Source organism: Streptomyces sp. NPDC048462 (assembly GCF_043200175.1).
Taxonomy (GTDB): Bacteria; Actinomycetota; Actinomycetes; order Streptomycetales; family Streptomycetaceae; genus Streptomyces.
This window is the reverse complement of sequence record NZ_JBICXG010000035.1, coordinates 23,016-38,553: the sequence shown is the minus strand read 5'-3', so window position 1 is coordinate 38,553 and position 15,538 is coordinate 23,016. Positions and strand designations below refer to the sequence as shown.

The following is a 15,538-nucleotide window of genomic DNA, read 5'->3' as shown; positions in this document are numbered from 1 at the left end:
CCGAAACGCCTCCACCATGACGGGGCCCGGCAACCGATACCCGATCGGCGGCCGGGTCGCGGCGGGCTATGCTCGGGGAGTGATCTGCCAGGGGCCGTTAGCTCAATTGGTCAGAGCAGCGGACTTTTAATCCGTTGGTTGTGGGTTCGAGTCCCACACGGCCTACGCGAAGCAGGGCGAGGGAACCTCGCTGACCTGCTACTCAGCGCCTCGAACGGTTTCGGCCGGCCGGGGCGCTTCGTCGTATCCGGATGTTTTCGGAACCACTCGCGGGCCGGGCAGCCCAGGCCCTCGATACCCACGGCCGCCTCCAGCCGCCCTGCGGCGGTCGTTCCACATGCGTTCCGCCGCACAGTTCCCGCGACCCGGCCCCGCCGATCTCAGCGACGCGCAACTCTTCAGCCGGTCAGAGCGGGTGGGCGGCTGCGGAACGGGCCGGGTGACCAGGACCGAGGAAGACGGCGATGCCGGCCCCCTCGGGAGCCGGGTGAGTGGCCGAGGTCCAGCCCAAGCGCTGGTAGAAAGCGTGCGCGTCGCCGGCCCGGACCGAGGTCATCAGCCAGCACCGTCCGTCAGGAGCGTCCGCGGTGACCGCGTCCAGGAGGGCAGCACCCACTCCCTGTCCGCGGGCCGCCGTGGCGAGGGCGAGCTCGTCGACCTCGCGGCCCCCGCACAACCATGCTGCCGTACGGTCAGCCCCGAGAGCGGCTTGAGCCTGCGGGTAACAGCGGCCGGAGGGGAACGGCGAGGGTGTGGTCCAGGAGGTGGCCAGCCCGATCAGGCGGCTGTTCCGGAACGCGCCGGCGGCGGTGAACCCGTCCCGGAGGGCGTCGCCGGCCAGCCGGAGTATGAACCGGTCCGCAGCCGAGGCGTCCTCGCTCCAGGGCGGGCCCGCGAACGCCTCCGCGTACACGCGACACGCGTCCTCGTGCAGGACGAGGAGCTCGTCGCCCGACAGGCGGCGCAGCTTTACGCCGCTCATGCGGCTCTCACGGCCGCGTCGACCGGGTGCAGAGCGGCGTACTCCAGTGGTGCCGAAGGGTCGATGGAGACGTTGAGCTGCGCCGGGGCGGCGCCCGCCCGCACCAGGAGGTCTCCGACGGCGGCGATCATCGCCCCGTTGTCGGTGCACAGCGTGAGCGGGGGGACCCGCAGCTCGACTCCGGCGGCCGCGCACCGCTCCTCGGCCAGCGCTCTGACCCGGGAGTTCGCCGCGACCCCGCCGACCACGACCAGCGTGTGGACGTCGTACTGGCGGCAGGCGGCCAGTGCCTTCCTCGTCAGGACGTCGGCGACGGCTTCCTGGAGCGAGGCGGCGCCGTCGGCCAGCGGGATTTCCTCGCCGCGCAGGCGGTGCTGCTCGGCCCAGCGGGCGGCGGCCGTCTTCAGGCCGGAGAAGGAGAACGCGTACGGGGCGTCCTTCGAACCCAGCAACGGCCGGGGGAACGCGGCGGCGCATGGATCGCCCCCGCGGGCGGCGCGGTCGATGGCCGGTCCGCCCGGATACGGGAGGCCGAAGACGCGGGCGACCTTGTCGAAGCACTCGCCCGCGGCGTCGTCCACGGTGTCGCCCAGGTGCAGGATCGGATCGCGGACCAGGTCGCGTACGAGCAGCAGCGAGGTGTGGCCCCCGGAGACGATGAGGACCATGCACGGATTGGGCAGCGGGCCGTGCTCCAAGGTGTCGGCGGCCACGTGCCCGGCCAGGTGGTGCACCCCGTACAGGGGCACGCCCGCCGCGTAGGCCAGGGTCTTCGCCCCGGCCAGGCCGACCTGGAGGGCGCCGGACAGGCCTGGCCCGGTCGTCACCGCCACGGCGTCGATCCGGTCCACGCGGAGTCCTGCTTGACCGAGTGCTTCCTCAACGACGGGAACGAACGCCTGGAGGTGGGCACGGGCCGCGATCTCCGGCACGACCCCGCCGAACCGGGCGTGCTCGTCCATGCTCGACGCCACCGCGTGCGCCAGCAGCCGGCCGCCGGAGACGATCCCCGCCCCGGTCTCGTCACACGATGACTCGATGCCCAGCACCACGGGAATCCGCACGGCATCCTCTTCTCGCACATTGATTGTTACTGCAACTGCTGTGCAATAAGGTACTCGCCCGCGAAGGGAGCCGGCCGATCCTCATGGGGCGAGCGGGTCCGCCTCGTACGTGACCCGGATGACACCGTCCGGATGCCGTTCGGCGCGGGCCCGGACGCCGAAGACCTCGTGGAGGACGCGCGGGGTGAGGGCGTCGAGGACGGGGCCCGCGGTGACGGCACAGCCGTCGTTGAGGACGACCAGGCGGTCGCAGAACCGGGCGGCCAGGTCGAGGTCGTGCAGTACGGCGAGGGTCGTGACTCCGGTCTGCCGGATCAGTCCGAGGAGTTCGAACCGGGCCCGGATGTCGAGATGATTGGTCAGTTCGTCCAGCACGAGGAGTTCCGGTCCCTGGGCGAGAGCGCGGGCGAGCAGGACGCGCTGGCGTTCACCGCCGGAGAGCGAGGAGAGGTCCCGGTCGGCGAGCGGCGCGATACCGCAGCTCTCCAGCGCCTCGCTGACAGCGCGCCGGTCGCCCTCGCCGTCGCGGCCCAGTACTGCGTGGTGAGGGGTGCGGCCGAGGGCGACCGTCTCGGCAACGGTGAGGCCGCCCGCGCCCGCCCCGTCCTGGAGAACGGCGGCGGTCTGCCGGGCGGCAGCCCGTGAGGAGAGCCGCCACACGTCCTGTCCGCCCACCTCGACGACCCCTGATGCGGGGCGCAGCGAGCGGTAGACGGCTCGCAGCAGGGTGGACTTGCCGCTCCCGTTGGGGCCGACGAGGCCCACGATCTGGCCCGGTGACACGTCGAGTCCTACGTCGCGCAGGATCGGGGCCGCGCCGAGGGTGATGTGGAGTGCGTCCACGGTCAGTCTCATGCGGCGTCGAGCCCCTTGTTGCGACGCAGCAGCCAGAGGAAGAACGGGGCGCCGAGGAGTGCGGTGAGGATACCCAGGGGCAGTTCGTTGGGGCGGTTGACAGTACGGGAGAGCAGGTCGACCAGTACGAGGTAGACAGCCCCGAGGAGTGCGCTCAGGGGGAGCAGCCTGCGGTGGTCGGCACCGAGGGCGAGTCGCACCAGGTGGGGGATCATCAGGCCGACGAAGCCGATGCCGCCCGCTACGGCGATGACGGTCCCGGTGAGCAGCGCGGCCACCACCAGCAGCACCGCCCGGGTGCGGTGCACGTCCACGCCGAGCGATGTCGCAGACTCGTCACCGGCGAGCAGTGCGTTCAGGCGCCGACCGAAACAGGCGAGCAGTGCCGTCCCCATGGCCACCACCGCTGTGACAGCGGGAAGTTGGCTCCAGCGGGCCCCTGACACGCTGCCCAGCATCCAGAACATGACCCCGCGCAACTCAGTTGGTGTGGCCCGCAGCTGCACGAAGCTCGTCGCCGAGAGCAGCACGTAGCCAACCGCTACCCCGGCCAGGACGAGCCGGGTGGGCGCGAGCCGTCCCCCGCGTTGTCCGAGCGCGAAGACCAGCAGCCCCGCCAGGAGGGCGCCGACGAACGCCGCCCCGGAAACACCGAGTCCGCCGAGTCCCGCCCCGCCGAGTGTGATCACGAGGACCGCTCCCAGTGACGCCCCGTGCGAGAAGCCGAGCACCGTGGGATCGGCGAGCGGGTTGGAGACGAGGGTCTGGAGGACGGCGCCGGCGACGGCGAGCCCCGCCCCCACGACCGCCGCGAGGACCACACGCGGGGTGCGGAACTGCCAGACGATCTGGTCGAGGGCGATGTCGTCCACGGGCCCCCGGCCGGTGAGGTGGTGGACGAGGACGGTCCACACGTCATCGGCCGGCACGTTGACCGCGCCGATGCCTACGGCGAGGACCATCGAGACCAGCAGCGCGGCAGCGAGCACGAGGGCACAGACGGACAGCGGGAGACGGTTCAGAAGACGTCGGGGTGCAGCATCCTGGCGATCTTCTCCACGGCCACGTCGTTGCTGGGGCCGAGGTACATCGAGTCGGACAGCACCACGAACTTGTTCCTCTTGGCTGCGGGCCACTGGGGGAACTCCTTGAGCAGCTTCTTGGCGTATGCCGTCGGGTCGGGGTCGTTGTAGCTGACGACCACGAGGGCGTCCACGTCGGTGGCGGCGACCTTCTCCTTGCTGAGGTCGGCGAAGGAGGTCTTCGACGCACTCGCGAAGGCGTTGGTGCCACCGGCCCTGGCGAGGATTTCGTTGTAGATGCCGTGGGCGGCGACGGAGCTGAAGTCGTTGCCGCCCATGGTCATGTTCGAGAAGATGACCATGACCTTCGGCTTCTTCGCGCCGCTGACCTTGCCGGCCACGTCGGCGATGTTCTGCCGTTCGGTGGCGACGAGCTTCTCCGCCTTCTCCTGGATGCCGAAGATCTTGCCCATCTGGCGCAGCAGCGTGTAGCTGTCGTCGATCGTCATGTTCAGGTTGTCCTGCCCGCATCCCTCGGGCGAGATGTAGGTGTTCGCCCCGACCTCCTTGAGCTGCTCGCGGGTGGCGAAGCCGTTCTTGCCGTCGAAGCCGTAGGACGTGGTGGAGAGCACGAAGTCGGGCCGCAGGCCGATCATGGCCTCGCGCGGGATGTCGAAGGCTTCGTTCGGCTTCACTCCTCCCGTGGGCAGGTTCTTGATCTGCTCGGCGCGACCGGGGACTTCGGACATGCCGTAGGTCTGCTGGTTGGAGACGATCCGGTCGCCCTGGCCGAGGGCGAGCAGGGTGGACACCTCGGCGACCGAGGCCCCGTTCATCACGACGACCCGGCCCGGGGTCTTGTCGAACGTCAGGTCGCGGCCGCAGTTCTTGAGAGTGACGGGGTACGCACCCCGCGCGGCGGGAGCCGCCTTGTCGGCGGAGCCGGCCTTGCCACCGTCCGGGCCGGAGCCCGCTTCGGAACAGCCGGCGACGGCGAGGCAGAGGAAGGTGGCGAGGGCGATGGCTGCCGGCCTGGGTGTCGGCATGGGAGTTCTCCTGGTGATCAAGTGAGGCACCTTGAGGCGCTGTTGCAGGAGTCGGGGGCAGTGGCGGAGAAGTTCCCGGCGATCCGGACGTGTTGGGCGGTGACGGCGATGACCGGGCACGTCCGGAGGCGGAGGCCACCCCACACCTCTATGTGAGCTACGTCACCCCACCTCCCTGGGAACTCAGGCCCGTCTCGCTCCGACTCCTGTACGTGCACCTCACCGTCCCCACCGGTCCACGCATGAGGAAGAGTCGATGACCGAGACCACGCCTGCTGCGCCACCACCGCTCCGGCAACGCCAGACCGAGGAAGCCACCCCACCCGAGGACTTCGCCACACCCGCACCGAGAAACGGCGGCGGCGCCTGGAGCGGGCTGCGCCCCCTCCTGCTGCGGCTGCACTTCTACGCGGGTGTCCTCATCGGCCCGTTCCTGCTCGTCGCCGCCGTGACAGGACTGCTCTACACCGCGACACCGCAGATCGAGTCCGTCGTCTATCACCACGAGCTGAAGGTCACTCCGCGCGGCGAGCCGAAGCCGCTCGTCGCCCAGGTGGACGCCGCCCGCGAGGCGATACCCGGCGGGCAGCTCGTATCCGTCACCAAGGGGGCGGGGGACAGCGACACGACCCGCGTCACCTTCAACGTCGAGGGGCTGCCCGAGGGCTACACGCAGACCGCCTTCGTCGATCCGTACGACGCGAAGGTGCGCGGCACACTGCGCACGTTCGGTGAGTGGCTGCCGGTGCGGTCCTGGTTCGACAGTCTGCACCGCACGCTGCATCTCGGCGAGTTCGGCCGCAACTACAGTGAGATCGCCGCGAGCTGGCTGTGGGTCGAGGTACTGGGCGGACTGGCCCTGTGGCTGGGCGCACCGCGTGGCCGGGAGCGCCTGCGCAAGTGGTTCGTGCCGCGCCGGGGTCCCAAGGGACGCAAGCGCACGCTGTCCTGGCACGGGGCCGTGGGCTTGTGGGTGTCGGCCGGCTTCCTCGCGCTCTCGGCGACCGGGCTGACCTGGTCGGCGCACGCGGGTGTGAACATCGGCAAGATCCAGGACTCGCTGGGCGGGGCGTCGCCCTCCATTTCCTCGGCTCTCGGCACCGGTGCGCAGGGCAGTGGGTCGGCAGGGGCGGACTCAGGCTCGTCCTCACCCGGCTCCTCCGCGACCCAGGTCGATCTCGACGGGGCCGTCCGCATCGCCCGTTCCGAGGGTCTGCGGGGCAAGCTCGTCATCAGCCCGCCGGCGGACGACAAGAGCGCGTACATCGTCAAGGAGAACACGCGGCACTGGCCGGAGCAGCAGGACTCGGTCGCGATCGACCCGGCCACCGGCAAGGTCATGGACAAGCTCGTCTTCGACGACTTCCCTGTTCTCGCGAAGCTCACGCGCTGGGGCATCGATGCCCACATGGGCCTGCTCTTCGGCCTCGCCAACCAGATCGCTCTCGCGGTCATCGCCCTCGCGCTCATCGGGATGCTCTTCTGGGGCTATCGCATGTGGTGGCTCCGCAGGCCCACCCGCGGAGGCGGGACACGGCTCGGACGTCCGCCGGTGCGGGGGGCCTGGCGCCGGGTGCCGGGCAGGGTCATGGCGCCGCTCGTCGTCGTGACCGCCGTCCTCGCCTACTACCTGCCGCTGTTCGGACTGCCTCTGGTCTGCTTCCTGCTCGCGGACCTGGCACTCGCGCAAGCGCGCCGGCACCGGCGTTCGCGCACCGAACCGCTGGCCGAGAAGCCGAAGGAGATGGCCCGATGATCGCCGCCACCGGGCTGCGCTGGATTCTGACGCTGCTCTTCTGCGCACTCGCCGCCTACGGTCTGTGGCGCGCCATCGCGGCCCGCTCCCACCCGTGGATCGCGCGGCTCGCCCACGGACTGCACGCCGTGATGGCCCTTGCCATGTTCGCGATGGCCTGGTCCTGGGGCATGGATCTGCCCGCCACCCCGCAGGTGATCTTCTTCTCGGCCGCGGCGGCCTGGTTCGTGGTGGCCGCCCTCGCTCTGCCGAGCGGTCCCGAGCCCCGGCTGCGCGTCCTCGTCGGCATGCTGCCGCATGCCGTGATGACCGCCGCGATGGCGTGGATGGTCGCCGCGATGTCGTCGGGCATGTCCATGGGAGGGGCGGGCGCGGGGCAGGCGCACGACATGCCCGGTATGGACATGTCGGCCCCGGGAGCCCTCGCGACCATGACGCTCAGCGGCACCGGCGACCGCTGGAGCGCGGGCCTGCTCGCACTCGTCCTGCTGGTCCTCGCACTGTGGTGGCTCGCGGAAGGCTTCGACACGGGCCGCCTCGCGCCGCGCACGACGGGCGGCGCGGTCTCGGGGGGCGCGGTACACGCCGCTTGGGACGTGGGCTGTCACGGGCTGATGGCACTGGGCATGGCGGCGATGTTCGTCGTGATGGTGTGAGCCATCGGGTTCGATGGCGACCGCACGCCCTCGGGCCCGTCGGGCGTGCCCCGGAGGCGTGATGCTTCCGGGGCATGTGTGACTGGTGTCCGGTATGTGACGCACACCACCCGGGAGTGGGGGAACTCGCTGCCCGGGGCGGCCGACCTCTGGTGCGTACGACTCGCACTCTCGCCCGGAGCCCGCCTCATGGACCACTCGGTGACGACTCACACCCAACGGCGTTCCGCCCCCGCCCCGTACGGACTGCTCGGAGGTTTCCTGCTCCTGCTCGCCCTGCTCTTCGCCGCTTCGTACGCGGTGGGGCACCTTGCGGGGCCCGTCGCCCCCGACATGCGTGGAGTCACGCACCCGGACGAGGAACCGGGCTCGCACGACATGGGCGGCATGAGCGGGATGGACCACTGATGAGCCGGGAAACGGCCCCGCACACCCTCACCACGACCGATCTGATCGTCGGCGGCATGACGTGCGCCGCCTGCGTGCGCAGGGTCGAGAAGAAACTCGGCGCCCTGGAGGGCGTGCGCGCCACGGTCAATCTCGCGACCGGCACTGCCCATGTCGAGCATCCGGCGGATCTCGGCACGGACGCGCTCGTCGCCGCAGTCGAACGCGGCGGCTACACCGCCCGTCTCCCAGCGCCGCCCACGTCCGGCGAGGACCGTGAGGCCGCGGTAACCGAGCCAGGTGTACCGCAGCGGCTCCTGGTGACCGCGCTCCTCGCCCTCCCCGTCCTTGTCCTGTCGATGGCGCCCTCACTCCAGTTCCGCAACTGGCAGTGGCTGTGCTTCGTCCTCGCCGCCCCCGTCGCCGGCTGGAGCGCCTGGCCCTTCCACGAGCGGGCCTGGCGCGGCATGCGACACGGTGCCGCAACGATGGACACGCTCGTCTCGCTCGGCGTCCTCGCCTCCTTCGGCTGGTCCTCGTACGCGCTCTTCCTCGGCGGTGCGGGCGTCCCCGGCATGCGGATGCCCTTCGCTCTGCTGCCCACGGCTTCGGACGGGATGGCGCACGTCTATCTCGAAGCGGCGGTTGGTGTCCCGCTCTTCGTCCTGCTCGGCCGCCATCTGGAGGCCCGCGCCCGGCGGGGCACCTCGGCCGCTCTGCGGGCACTCGCCGAGCTCGGCGTGAAGGAAGTGACGGTGCGGGACGGAGCCGTCGAGCGAACCATGCCGGCCGCGCAGCTCGCGGCCGGTCACGTCTTCCTCGTACGGCCCGGGGAGCGCGTCGCCACGGACGGCGAGGTGGTGGAAGGCGCGTCTGCCGTGGATCTGTCTCTGGTGACCGGTGAGACCAGGCCCGTGGAGGTCGCCGCCGGCTCCGCCGTCACGGGCGGTTCGGTCAACGCGGGCGGACTCCTGCTCGTATGTGCGACGGCCATCGGCGCCGGCACCCAGCTCGCCCGCATCACCGCCCTCGTCACCGAGGCACAGGCGGGGAAGGCCCGAGCCCAGCGGCTCGCGGACACCGTGGCCGGGGTATTCGTGCCCGTCGTCCTCGCTCTCGCCGTCACCGTGCTCGGTTTCTGGCTCGGCGCGGACGCGGACCCGCAGCCCGCCATCACCGCCTGCGTCGCCGTCCTCGTCGTCGCCTGCCCCTGCGCACTCGGGCTCGCGACCCCCACCGCTCTCATGGCGGCCACCGGACGAGGCGCCCAGCTGGGCATCCTGATCAAGGGACCCCAGTCCCTGGAAGCCCTCCGGCAGATCGACACCGTCGTGCTCGACAAGACCGGCACCCTCACCTCCGGCCACCTCACCGTCGCCGCCCTCACCACACGTACGGAAGGCCCCGGCGCGCAGGAGGTACTACGGCTCGCTGCGACCGTCGAGACCGGCTCCGAGCACCCACTCGGCCGGGCCCTGGTGCGCCACGCCGAACGCTCCCTCGTGGAGGGCGCCTTGCTGCCGGGTGCGCTCAGCGGCTTCACCGCAGTCCCCGGCAAAGGCGTGCGCGGACACGTGGACGGGCGGCTCGTCGAGGCCGGTGTTCCCGATGGCGAACTGCCCGGGGAACTGGGCGCGGCCCTCGCCGCCGCCCTGCAAGCCGACCGCACTCCTGTCCTGGTACGTGTCGACGGGCGGCCCGAGGCCGTCATCGCACTCGGCGACGTCGTACGCCCAGGCAGCTACCACGCCGTGGACCGGCTCCGCCGCCTCGGCGTGCACCCCGTCCTCGCCACCGGCGATCAGGAGGAACCCGCCCGAGCCGTCGCCGCCGCACTCGGCATCGACGAGACGTACGCCCGTTGCACCCCCGAGGGAAAAGCGGAGCTGGTCCGTACGCTGCGCGCGGAAGGGAAGAGGGTCGCGGTCGTCGGTGACGGCGTCAATGACGCGGCCGCGCTGGCCGGGGCCGACCTCGGCATCGCCATGGGCACCGGCACGGACGTCGCCATCGGTGCCGCCGATATCACCCTCGTCCGCGACGACATCGAAGCCCTCGCCGACGCCGTACGCCTCGCCCGCCGCACGCTCGCCACGATCCGCGCCAACCTGATCTGGGCCTTCGGCTACAACGCCGTCACCCTGCCACTCGCCATGGTGGGCCTGCTCAACCCGATGCTCGCCGCCGCCGCGATGTCACTGAGCTCGGTCCTCGTCGTCCTCGGCAGCCTCCGGCTGCGCAACTGGCAACCGGCTCCAGCGGCAGCCGCCGCCCGGCGCCGACGCCCCTCCCCGAGGGCGGACTTCTGATGCCTGCCGTCTCCGCACGTCTGCGCACATCGTTCACCGCCGCCGGTGCTCCCGTCCTCGCCTGCGGCCTGGCCCTCGCGGGCCTGGGCGCCTGGACGGCGAACGGGCATGCCGGCAGCCCGCCCCGCGTGGCCGTCTCGAAGGCGTACGTCTACCTGCCCACGGTCCCGACGCCGGAGACCGCGGCCTTCTTCACCCTCACGAACGTTGGGGGATCCGCCGACCGGCTCGTGCACATCGCCTCGACCGATACGGTCGCCCCGCCCAGGCTGAGCGAACACCACATGACGTCCTCCGGGGGCGCCTACCGGCAGCCGGTGAGCTCCGTCGTGGTCCCGGCGGGGGAGGGGCTCACCATGACCCCGCACGGAATCGGCGTGACGGTACACCCGAAGGGAACGTGGCGGTCCGGCGAAAAGATCTCCTTCACACTCCGCTTCGAGCACGGAGAGCCTTTGAGGGTCCGGGCCGTGGTCGTGCGGCCAGGCGAGCAGACCGACCGCCTGCCTCGCCCCTAGGGCCTCTCGTTTGGATCATGCCGGGCTCGCGGTGTCCGGCACGCACATCTGCGGCGTTGTCGTCGGTCGCCAATGCTCCGCATTCACTCCCTCCTCCGCCTTGCAGCCGCACGCACCGGACACCGCTCCCTGATCCGGCCTGATCCAAACGAAAGACCCTGGCGCCATGCACCGCACCACCGCCATCCCGAATCGCATATGCCGGAACTCCGCCGCCGTCTTCCTTTGTCCGACATGGGCGGCAAGCCGGAAACGCTGCCATGTTGCTCGGCGTCCCGCGATGGGAGGATGAGGCGCCATGGAAGCGGGACCGGTCGGACGCGCGGTGAGGGCGGCGATGTTCGCCGTCGTCTCGGTCACGCTCGCCGCGACCGGGCACGTCCTCATGTCCGCAGCCCCGCTGCCCTTCTGGGTACCCGCCGCCGGCTTCCTCGCACTCGCGGTCCCCGGCTGGTGGTTCGCAGCGCGGGAGCGCGGCCCCTGGCTCGTCACGGGCCTCGCCGTCGCGACCCAGGGTGTGCTGCACAAGGCGTTCTCGGCCGTACAGTCCGCCTCCGGAAACGCCGCGGGCGCGGCCATGCGGCCTGCCGACGGGGCTGTCGCACAGCCGGCGGACGCCATGGCCGGCATGCACCACATGTCGCACATGAGCCACTCGGCCAGTAGCGACGCCATGACCGGCATGGATCATTCCGCTGCCATGAACCACATGGGGCACATGGGCTCGATGGCCCACACGGGCTCGATGGCCCACACGGGCCACGACATGGCCGGGATGTCCTCGACGGGCATGCTCGCCGCGCACCTTCTCGCCGCACTCGTCTGCGGCGTGTGGCTGGCCCGCGGCGAACGCGCGGCCTTCCAGACCCTGCGCGCGTTCGCCGGCTGGCTGCTCGCGCCTCTTCATCCGCTCCGCACGGCTCCGTTGCCTGCCCCGCACCGCCGTCTGCGCCCCCACCGGGGCCTGAGCGACCGGCTGTCCCCGGGCCTGCGATGCGCCCGCGCAACGGACCGGCGCGGGCCACCCGGGGTACTCGCCGCGTCCTGAGGACGCGGCAGGCATTCCGGAGGACGTACACCCCTGGCACACAACCGGTCGCCGACCGGTCCGTCGCCGTACCCGCATCCGGCGGGAGTCCTCCGGCACACCCGGCTCCGAAGGGCCCGGGTGCCCCCATTCACCGGGAAACCGGGAACCGTTCCGCACGCCGCGCTCGCCGCAGCCCTGGCGGGCCCCGTGCCATGAACGGATGCCTGGATGCCGGACCGATCCGTGAAGGACACACCTGGCGATGAACACCACACTGCCCGCCCCGCGCGGGCCGCAGCGGGACTCCGCCCCGCCCGACAGGACGGCCGAGGACGCCGCTTCGACCGACTGGGCGCTCGCCGCCCGCGCCGGCGACCGCGACGCCGCCGACGCCTTCGTCCGGGCCCTGCACCGAGACGTCGTGCGGTTCGTGGCCCACCTGGCCGCCGACCCACAGGCCGCCGAGGACCTCGCTCAGGACACGTTCCTGCGCGCGCTGCGCACACTGCACCGCTTCGAGGGCCGCTCCTCGGCCCGCACCTGGCTCCTCACCATCGCCCGCCGCGCCGTCGTCGACGACTTCCGCAGGGCCGCCGCACGCCCTCTGCTCGCCGACACCCACGACTGGCGCACGACCATCGAACGTGCCCAGCCGACCGGGCTGCCCGGCTTCGAGGAAGGCGTGGCGCTCCAGGAACTCCTGGCCGCGCTTCCCTACGACCGTCGGCAGGCGTTCGTCCTCACCCAGTTGCTCGGACTCTCCTACGCTGAGGCCGCCCAAGAGGCTGACTGCCCGGTCGGAACGGTCCGTTCCCGAGTGGCCCGCGCGCGTACCGCGATGACCGCGCAACTGGAACGCGACGAGGCGGAGGCCGTCGTGCGGGCCGCCTGACGCAAGCCGGGCCCGGGGCCGCTCCTGTGCGGGGGGGCGGCCCCGGGCCGTCCGCGCGACGGAGCGGGTCCCCCTTGGGTAGTCGGCTCCGAACCATGGGTGGTTCCGCGGTTACGCGGAGAGATGACACGCCTGCGGGGTTGGTCTGATGGCGCGACAGCGCGGGTATGCCCACCTTGTTCAAGGCCGTCGCCGAGCGGGCGGCCCCGGCGGAAGGCGCCCCGATGACCCCTGACTCCCACGTCCCGGACCTCACCTCCCTCGAACCCCTCGCCACGTTCTGCGGGAACTGCGACTGCGGCTGTCCCCAGCTCTTCGTCGACCCCGCCGCGAGCGAGGACCGTCGCATCGTGCTCACCGACGACTTCGGGCAGCACGTCCAGATGAGCGCGACCCAGTTCGCCGACCTCGTCGCCGAGGCGAAGTCCGGCAGACTGGACACGGCGACTCCCGCCTGATGCTCGGGGCGCTCTTTTGCGCGGGCCCGGTGTGCGAACGCTGCGCTCATCAGCCGTTCGCCTCTCCGCGCAACGGAGGAACTGGAACCCCGGGCCAACCCACCTGACGGCTTACAGAACGGACCCAGTGGCCAACAGAGCGCTGTCCCCACCGGAGCACCGGAAGGCGATGAGGCCGGCCTCGTGCACCAGGGCGTTGTTCCAACCGCCCGGAAGCTTGGAACGGCTCAGTGAAGACGCGGGGGACCGCCGTGCTCGGCGGGTTAACCAGGTCCCCTATCCTCAACCCCGAGCAGCACCGCCGAAGGGGCTCGATGGGAGGGGACCCGTGAGAAGGGCACCGGGAATCGCTGCGGTGACGGCGGGCGGCGGGCCAGGCGGGCGGCTCTCGGTCTCGGCCATGAGGCGGCGGCCATGACGGTCGGTGTGGTGATCGGGATCGTGGTCGGGGTCACCTGTGTCAGCTGGATCGTCACCCTCTTCGTCCGCGACCAACGGATCGCGGCGCACGGACGCGACGTCCGTGCTCTCGTCGAGGATGTGCGTGTCACCGCCCGCAACGAGAGCGACTCGGTCACCATCCGGTACACGCTCTCGTGGTCGGAGAACGGCGGGCCCAAGCGCGTCACCGGCACCGAGACCGTCTCCGTCCGCCGTGAGGCCGAGGTGCGGGCGGGCCGGGAAGTGAACATCCGGTACCTGGACGACGAGAACCTGCGGTTCGTCTTCGACCGATAGCCGCGCGACGGCCGCGGAGGAGAAGGTGGGCCGTGCTGCTCACGCTCTACGACGAGACGGGTCCAGCAGGCGAAGGTCATGTCCGCACGTGGATCGAGGCGAGGGCGAGGGCCGCATTACGGGCTCACGCGCGCGCGGGGGCGTCAGCCGGCTCGTCCTGCGCGGCCGGTCGCCGAAGCCACCGCTGCCCCGGTGAGTCGCTGGGGCAGCGGTGCGGGCGGTCGAGAGGGTCCGCTCGGTTCTGGTCCGGTTCTCAGTTCTCGTCGACGAACTGCGGGTCCTTCTTCTGGCTGTAGATCTCCTTGCCGGCCGCGTCGTAGGCGTGGACGTAGGGGTTCGGTCCCGAGTAGTGCGGGCCGGGCTTCGGCGTGCCGGGGGACACGGCCGCCGCGTAGACGAACGCGCCGCCCGCCATGCGCGCCGGGTACTCCTTGGGGTCGTCGCCGTAGCTGATGGTGACCTTGGCGATGCCGGACGCGTAGTGCCCGGCGCCCAGCATGAGGTGCTGCCCCTTGCCGGCGGGCTCGCTGACGGAGTCGAAGTACTCGATCGTGCGGCCGGTGCCCCAGAGGCGGTTGTTGATGAACGTGGGCGGGGAGTCGGGGCTGTTGCCCTTGTCGCCCTTCGACTCGCACTGCACGTACTGGCCGGCGGAGTCGACGGCGACGACCACGCCGTCCCAGTCCGGCGAGGCGATGGGGGTGCGGACCGCGACCACCGCGTGGTAGCGCGACGCGTCCGCGCCCAGGCAGGAGGACAGGATCTTGGCGACGGTCCCTGCGTCGATCGGGGTCGTCCTGGTGCTGGTGATGGAGGAGGCGTCCCGCGCGGGAGCCTCGGGAGCCGAGGACGGGGACGAGCCGGTCCCGGCCGACTTGGAGCCGTGCGGGGTGCTCGGGGTGCTCGGGCTCGGACTCGGTGAGCCGGTGCCCGCCGGGTTGCCGGCGGGGGAAGCGAGGAGCGGCTTGGCATCCCCCACCCCGCTGAAGACCGCCACCGCCGCGACGCTCAGCGCCGCGACGCCGGTGGCGACCCCCAGCGGCACTCCCCACTTGCGGCGCAGCGAAGCACGGTTGTCCTCTGGATCGATCTTCATCAGAAGCTCCTCTCGGGTCCGCCGGTGGTTCGGCAGATCACGATCGGAAGGAGCCGCGGGAATGCCCTGCGTGTCATTCATCGTGCGACCTCTTCCGCGTTGACGGGATTCATCGGACTGAACGACGCCGGGCCCGGGGCTCCGCCGACGAGGTCGGCACCCAGCCTCCGCCGCGCCCTGTGCAGCCGGGACTTCACGGTCCCGACCGCCACCTGCAGCGCTGCCGCGGCCGCCTGTTGATCCAGGCCCGACCACACGCAGAGCTCGACGACCTCGCGTTCGTGGCGCGGCAGCCGGGCCAACGCCCGGTGGATCTCCGACATATGACGCTCGTCGTCGACCATGACGGCGACGCGGTCCGCGTGGTCGCCCACCGGTTCGTCGTGCGAGACGAGCCGCCGCAGCAGCGACTCGGCCCGTCTCAGCCGTCGTCTGGTGTTCGAGACCAGGCGGTCGGCGATGCCCAGCAGCCACGGCAGGGCCGAGTCGCGGTCGAGTACCGTCTCCGAGCGCCGCCGCCAGGCGTGCAGGAACACGGTCGACGTGAGGTCCTCGGCCTCGGACCAGTCGGCGGTCCGTCGGAACAGGTGGTTGTAGACGGTCTTGCCGTGGCGGTCGAAGATCCGGCCGAACGCCTCGCGGTCACCGTCGACGGCTCTCGCCCACAGCTCTCGGTCAGACATCCCTCCGACCGGTGCGGCGGGGCCGGCGTCGTTCAGTTCCATGCTC

Annotated in this window: 16 protein-coding genes and 1 tRNA gene; 10 read left to right on the top strand and 7 right to left on the bottom strand. The window is 71.4% G+C overall.

Annotated features, from left to right (window positions below; all coding sequences use genetic code 11):
- The first annotated feature begins 91 nt into the window (after positions 1–91).
- Positions 92–165: transfer RNA gene (locus ACGFU6_RS35210), tRNA-Lys, on the top strand.
- Between the two features lie 241 nt (positions 166–406).
- Here ACGFU6_RS35210 and ACGFU6_RS35205 read toward each other — a convergent pair.
- The 5 genes from ACGFU6_RS35205 to ACGFU6_RS35185 all read right to left on the bottom strand — a co-directional run bounded on the left by ACGFU6_RS35205 (position 407) and on the right by ACGFU6_RS35185 (position 4,969).
- On the bottom strand, positions 407–982 hold the full coding sequence (locus ACGFU6_RS35205) for a GNAT family N-acetyltransferase (protein ID WP_393616634.1): 576 nt from the start codon (positions 980–982) through the stop codon (positions 407–409).
- Positions 979–2,034, bottom strand: coding sequence for a tRNA (adenosine(37)-N6)-threonylcarbamoyltransferase complex transferase subunit TsaD (gene tsaD, locus ACGFU6_RS35200; RefSeq protein WP_393616658.1), 1,056 nt, complete (start codon positions 2,032–2,034; stop codon positions 979–981). The genes ACGFU6_RS35205 and tsaD overlap by 4 nt, the downstream gene beginning before the upstream one ends.
- A gap of 93 nt (positions 2,035–2,127) precedes the next feature.
- A complete protein-coding gene (locus ACGFU6_RS35195) occupies positions 2,128–2,901 on the bottom strand; it encodes an ABC transporter ATP-binding protein (protein WP_393616633.1) in 774 nt (257 codons plus the stop codon).
- The gene (locus tag ACGFU6_RS35190; RefSeq protein WP_393616657.1) at positions 2,898–3,863 is read right to left on the bottom strand and encodes a FecCD family ABC transporter permease; all 966 of its coding nucleotides are present in this window, start codon (positions 3,861–3,863) and stop codon (positions 2,898–2,900) included. The genes ACGFU6_RS35195 and ACGFU6_RS35190 overlap by 4 nt, the downstream gene beginning before the upstream one ends.
- A 56-nt stretch (positions 3,864–3,919) precedes the next feature.
- Positions 3,920–4,969, bottom strand: a complete 1,050-nt coding sequence (locus tag ACGFU6_RS35185) for an ABC transporter substrate-binding protein (protein WP_393616632.1) — start codon at positions 4,967–4,969, stop codon at positions 3,920–3,922.
- Between the two features lie 256 nt (positions 4,970–5,225).
- On the opposite strand from ACGFU6_RS35185, the gene ACGFU6_RS35180 reads away from it, so the two are divergent.
- From ACGFU6_RS35180 to ACGFU6_RS35140, 9 genes are all read left to right on the top strand, one after another.
- Positions 5,226–6,725, top strand: coding sequence for a PepSY-associated TM helix domain-containing protein (locus ACGFU6_RS35180; protein ID WP_393616631.1), 1,500 nt, complete (start codon positions 5,226–5,228; stop codon positions 6,723–6,725).
- Positions 6,722–7,381 (top strand): DUF5134 domain-containing protein, encoded by a 660-nt coding sequence (locus ACGFU6_RS35175; protein ID WP_393616630.1) that lies wholly within the window; start codon positions 6,722–6,724, stop codon positions 7,379–7,381. The genes ACGFU6_RS35180 and ACGFU6_RS35175 overlap by 4 nt, the downstream gene beginning before the upstream one ends.
- A 96-nt stretch (positions 7,382–7,477) precedes the next feature.
- Positions 7,478–7,789 carry a hypothetical protein gene (locus ACGFU6_RS35170; protein WP_393616629.1) on the top strand — a complete coding sequence of 104 codons (312 nt, stop codon included), beginning with the start codon at positions 7,478–7,480 and terminating at the stop codon, positions 7,787–7,789.
- Positions 7,789–10,077, top strand: a complete 2,289-nt coding sequence (locus ACGFU6_RS35165; RefSeq protein WP_393616628.1) for a heavy metal translocating P-type ATPase — start codon at positions 7,789–7,791, stop codon at positions 10,075–10,077. The genes ACGFU6_RS35170 and ACGFU6_RS35165 overlap by 1 nt, the downstream gene beginning before the upstream one ends.
- Positions 10,077–10,595, top strand: coding sequence for a copper chaperone PCu(A)C (locus ACGFU6_RS35160; RefSeq protein WP_393616627.1), 519 nt, complete (start codon positions 10,077–10,079; stop codon positions 10,593–10,595). Before ACGFU6_RS35165 ends, ACGFU6_RS35160 begins: the two co-directional genes overlap by 1 nt.
- A gap of 298 nt (positions 10,596–10,893) precedes the next feature.
- Positions 10,894–11,643: a hypothetical protein gene (locus ACGFU6_RS35155; protein ID WP_393616626.1), complete on the top strand. Its 750-nt coding sequence runs from the start codon at positions 10,894–10,896 to the stop codon at positions 11,641–11,643.
- A 244-nt stretch (positions 11,644–11,887) separates the two neighbouring features.
- Positions 11,888–12,517, top strand: coding sequence for a sigma-70 family RNA polymerase sigma factor (locus ACGFU6_RS35150; protein WP_393616625.1), 630 nt, complete (start codon positions 11,888–11,890; stop codon positions 12,515–12,517).
- A gap of 224 nt (positions 12,518–12,741) precedes the next feature.
- Positions 12,742–12,975, top strand: a complete 234-nt coding sequence (locus ACGFU6_RS35145) for a hypothetical protein (protein ID WP_393616656.1) — start codon at positions 12,742–12,744, stop codon at positions 12,973–12,975.
- A 414-nt stretch (positions 12,976–13,389) separates the two neighbouring features.
- Entirely contained in the window at positions 13,390–13,713 is a 324-nt protein-coding gene (locus ACGFU6_RS35140; protein ID WP_393616624.1) for a DUF3592 domain-containing protein, read from the top strand.
- Positions 13,714–13,966: 253 nt separating this feature from the next.
- Here the strand turns inward: ACGFU6_RS35140 and ACGFU6_RS35135 are convergent, their stop codons facing one another.
- Together ACGFU6_RS35135 and ACGFU6_RS35130 are read right to left on the bottom strand one after the other, a co-directional pair.
- Positions 13,967–14,809, bottom strand: a complete 843-nt coding sequence (locus tag ACGFU6_RS35135; protein ID WP_393616623.1) for a hypothetical protein — start codon at positions 14,807–14,809, stop codon at positions 13,967–13,969.
- Positions 14,810–14,886: 77 nt separating this feature from the next.
- Positions 14,887–15,534, bottom strand: coding sequence for an RNA polymerase sigma factor (locus ACGFU6_RS35130; RefSeq protein WP_393616622.1), 648 nt, complete (start codon positions 15,532–15,534; stop codon positions 14,887–14,889).
- Positions 15,535–15,538: the final 4 nt, after the last annotated feature.

Coding starts and splice junctions, on each gene's coding strand:
- ACGFU6_RS35205 (WP_393616634.1), bottom strand. CDS start 982: ATGAGCGGCGTAAAGCTGCGCCGCCTGTCGGGCGACGAGCTCCTCGTC.
- ACGFU6_RS35195 (WP_393616633.1), bottom strand. CDS start 2,901: ATGAGACTGACCGTGGACGCACTCCACATCACCCTCGGCGCGGCCCCG.
- ACGFU6_RS35190 (WP_393616657.1), bottom strand. CDS start 3,863: ATGGTCCTCGCCGTAGGCATCGGCGCGGTCAACGTGCCGGCCGATGAC.
- ACGFU6_RS35185 (WP_393616632.1), bottom strand. CDS start 4,969: ATGCCGACACCCAGGCCGGCAGCCATCGCCCTCGCCACCTTCCTCTGC.
- ACGFU6_RS35180 (WP_393616631.1), top strand. CDS start 5,226: ATGACCGAGACCACGCCTGCTGCGCCACCACCGCTCCGGCAACGCCAG.
- ACGFU6_RS35175 (WP_393616630.1), top strand. CDS start 6,722: ATGATCGCCGCCACCGGGCTGCGCTGGATTCTGACGCTGCTCTTCTGC.
- ACGFU6_RS35165 (WP_393616628.1), top strand. CDS start 7,789: ATGAGCCGGGAAACGGCCCCGCACACCCTCACCACGACCGATCTGATC.
- ACGFU6_RS35160 (WP_393616627.1), top strand. CDS start 10,077: ATGCCTGCCGTCTCCGCACGTCTGCGCACATCGTTCACCGCCGCCGGT.
- ACGFU6_RS35155 (WP_393616626.1), top strand. CDS start 10,894: ATGGAAGCGGGACCGGTCGGACGCGCGGTGAGGGCGGCGATGTTCGCC.
- ACGFU6_RS35150 (WP_393616625.1), top strand. CDS start 11,888: ATGAACACCACACTGCCCGCCCCGCGCGGGCCGCAGCGGGACTCCGCC.
- ACGFU6_RS35145 (WP_393616656.1), top strand. CDS start 12,742: ATGACCCCTGACTCCCACGTCCCGGACCTCACCTCCCTCGAACCCCTC.
- ACGFU6_RS35140 (WP_393616624.1), top strand. CDS start 13,390: ATGACGGTCGGTGTGGTGATCGGGATCGTGGTCGGGGTCACCTGTGTC.
- ACGFU6_RS35135 (WP_393616623.1), bottom strand. CDS start 14,809: ATGAAGATCGATCCAGAGGACAACCGTGCTTCGCTGCGCCGCAAGTGG.
- ACGFU6_RS35130 (WP_393616622.1), bottom strand. CDS start 15,534: ATGGAACTGAACGACGCCGGCCCCGCCGCACCGGTCGGAGGGATGTCT.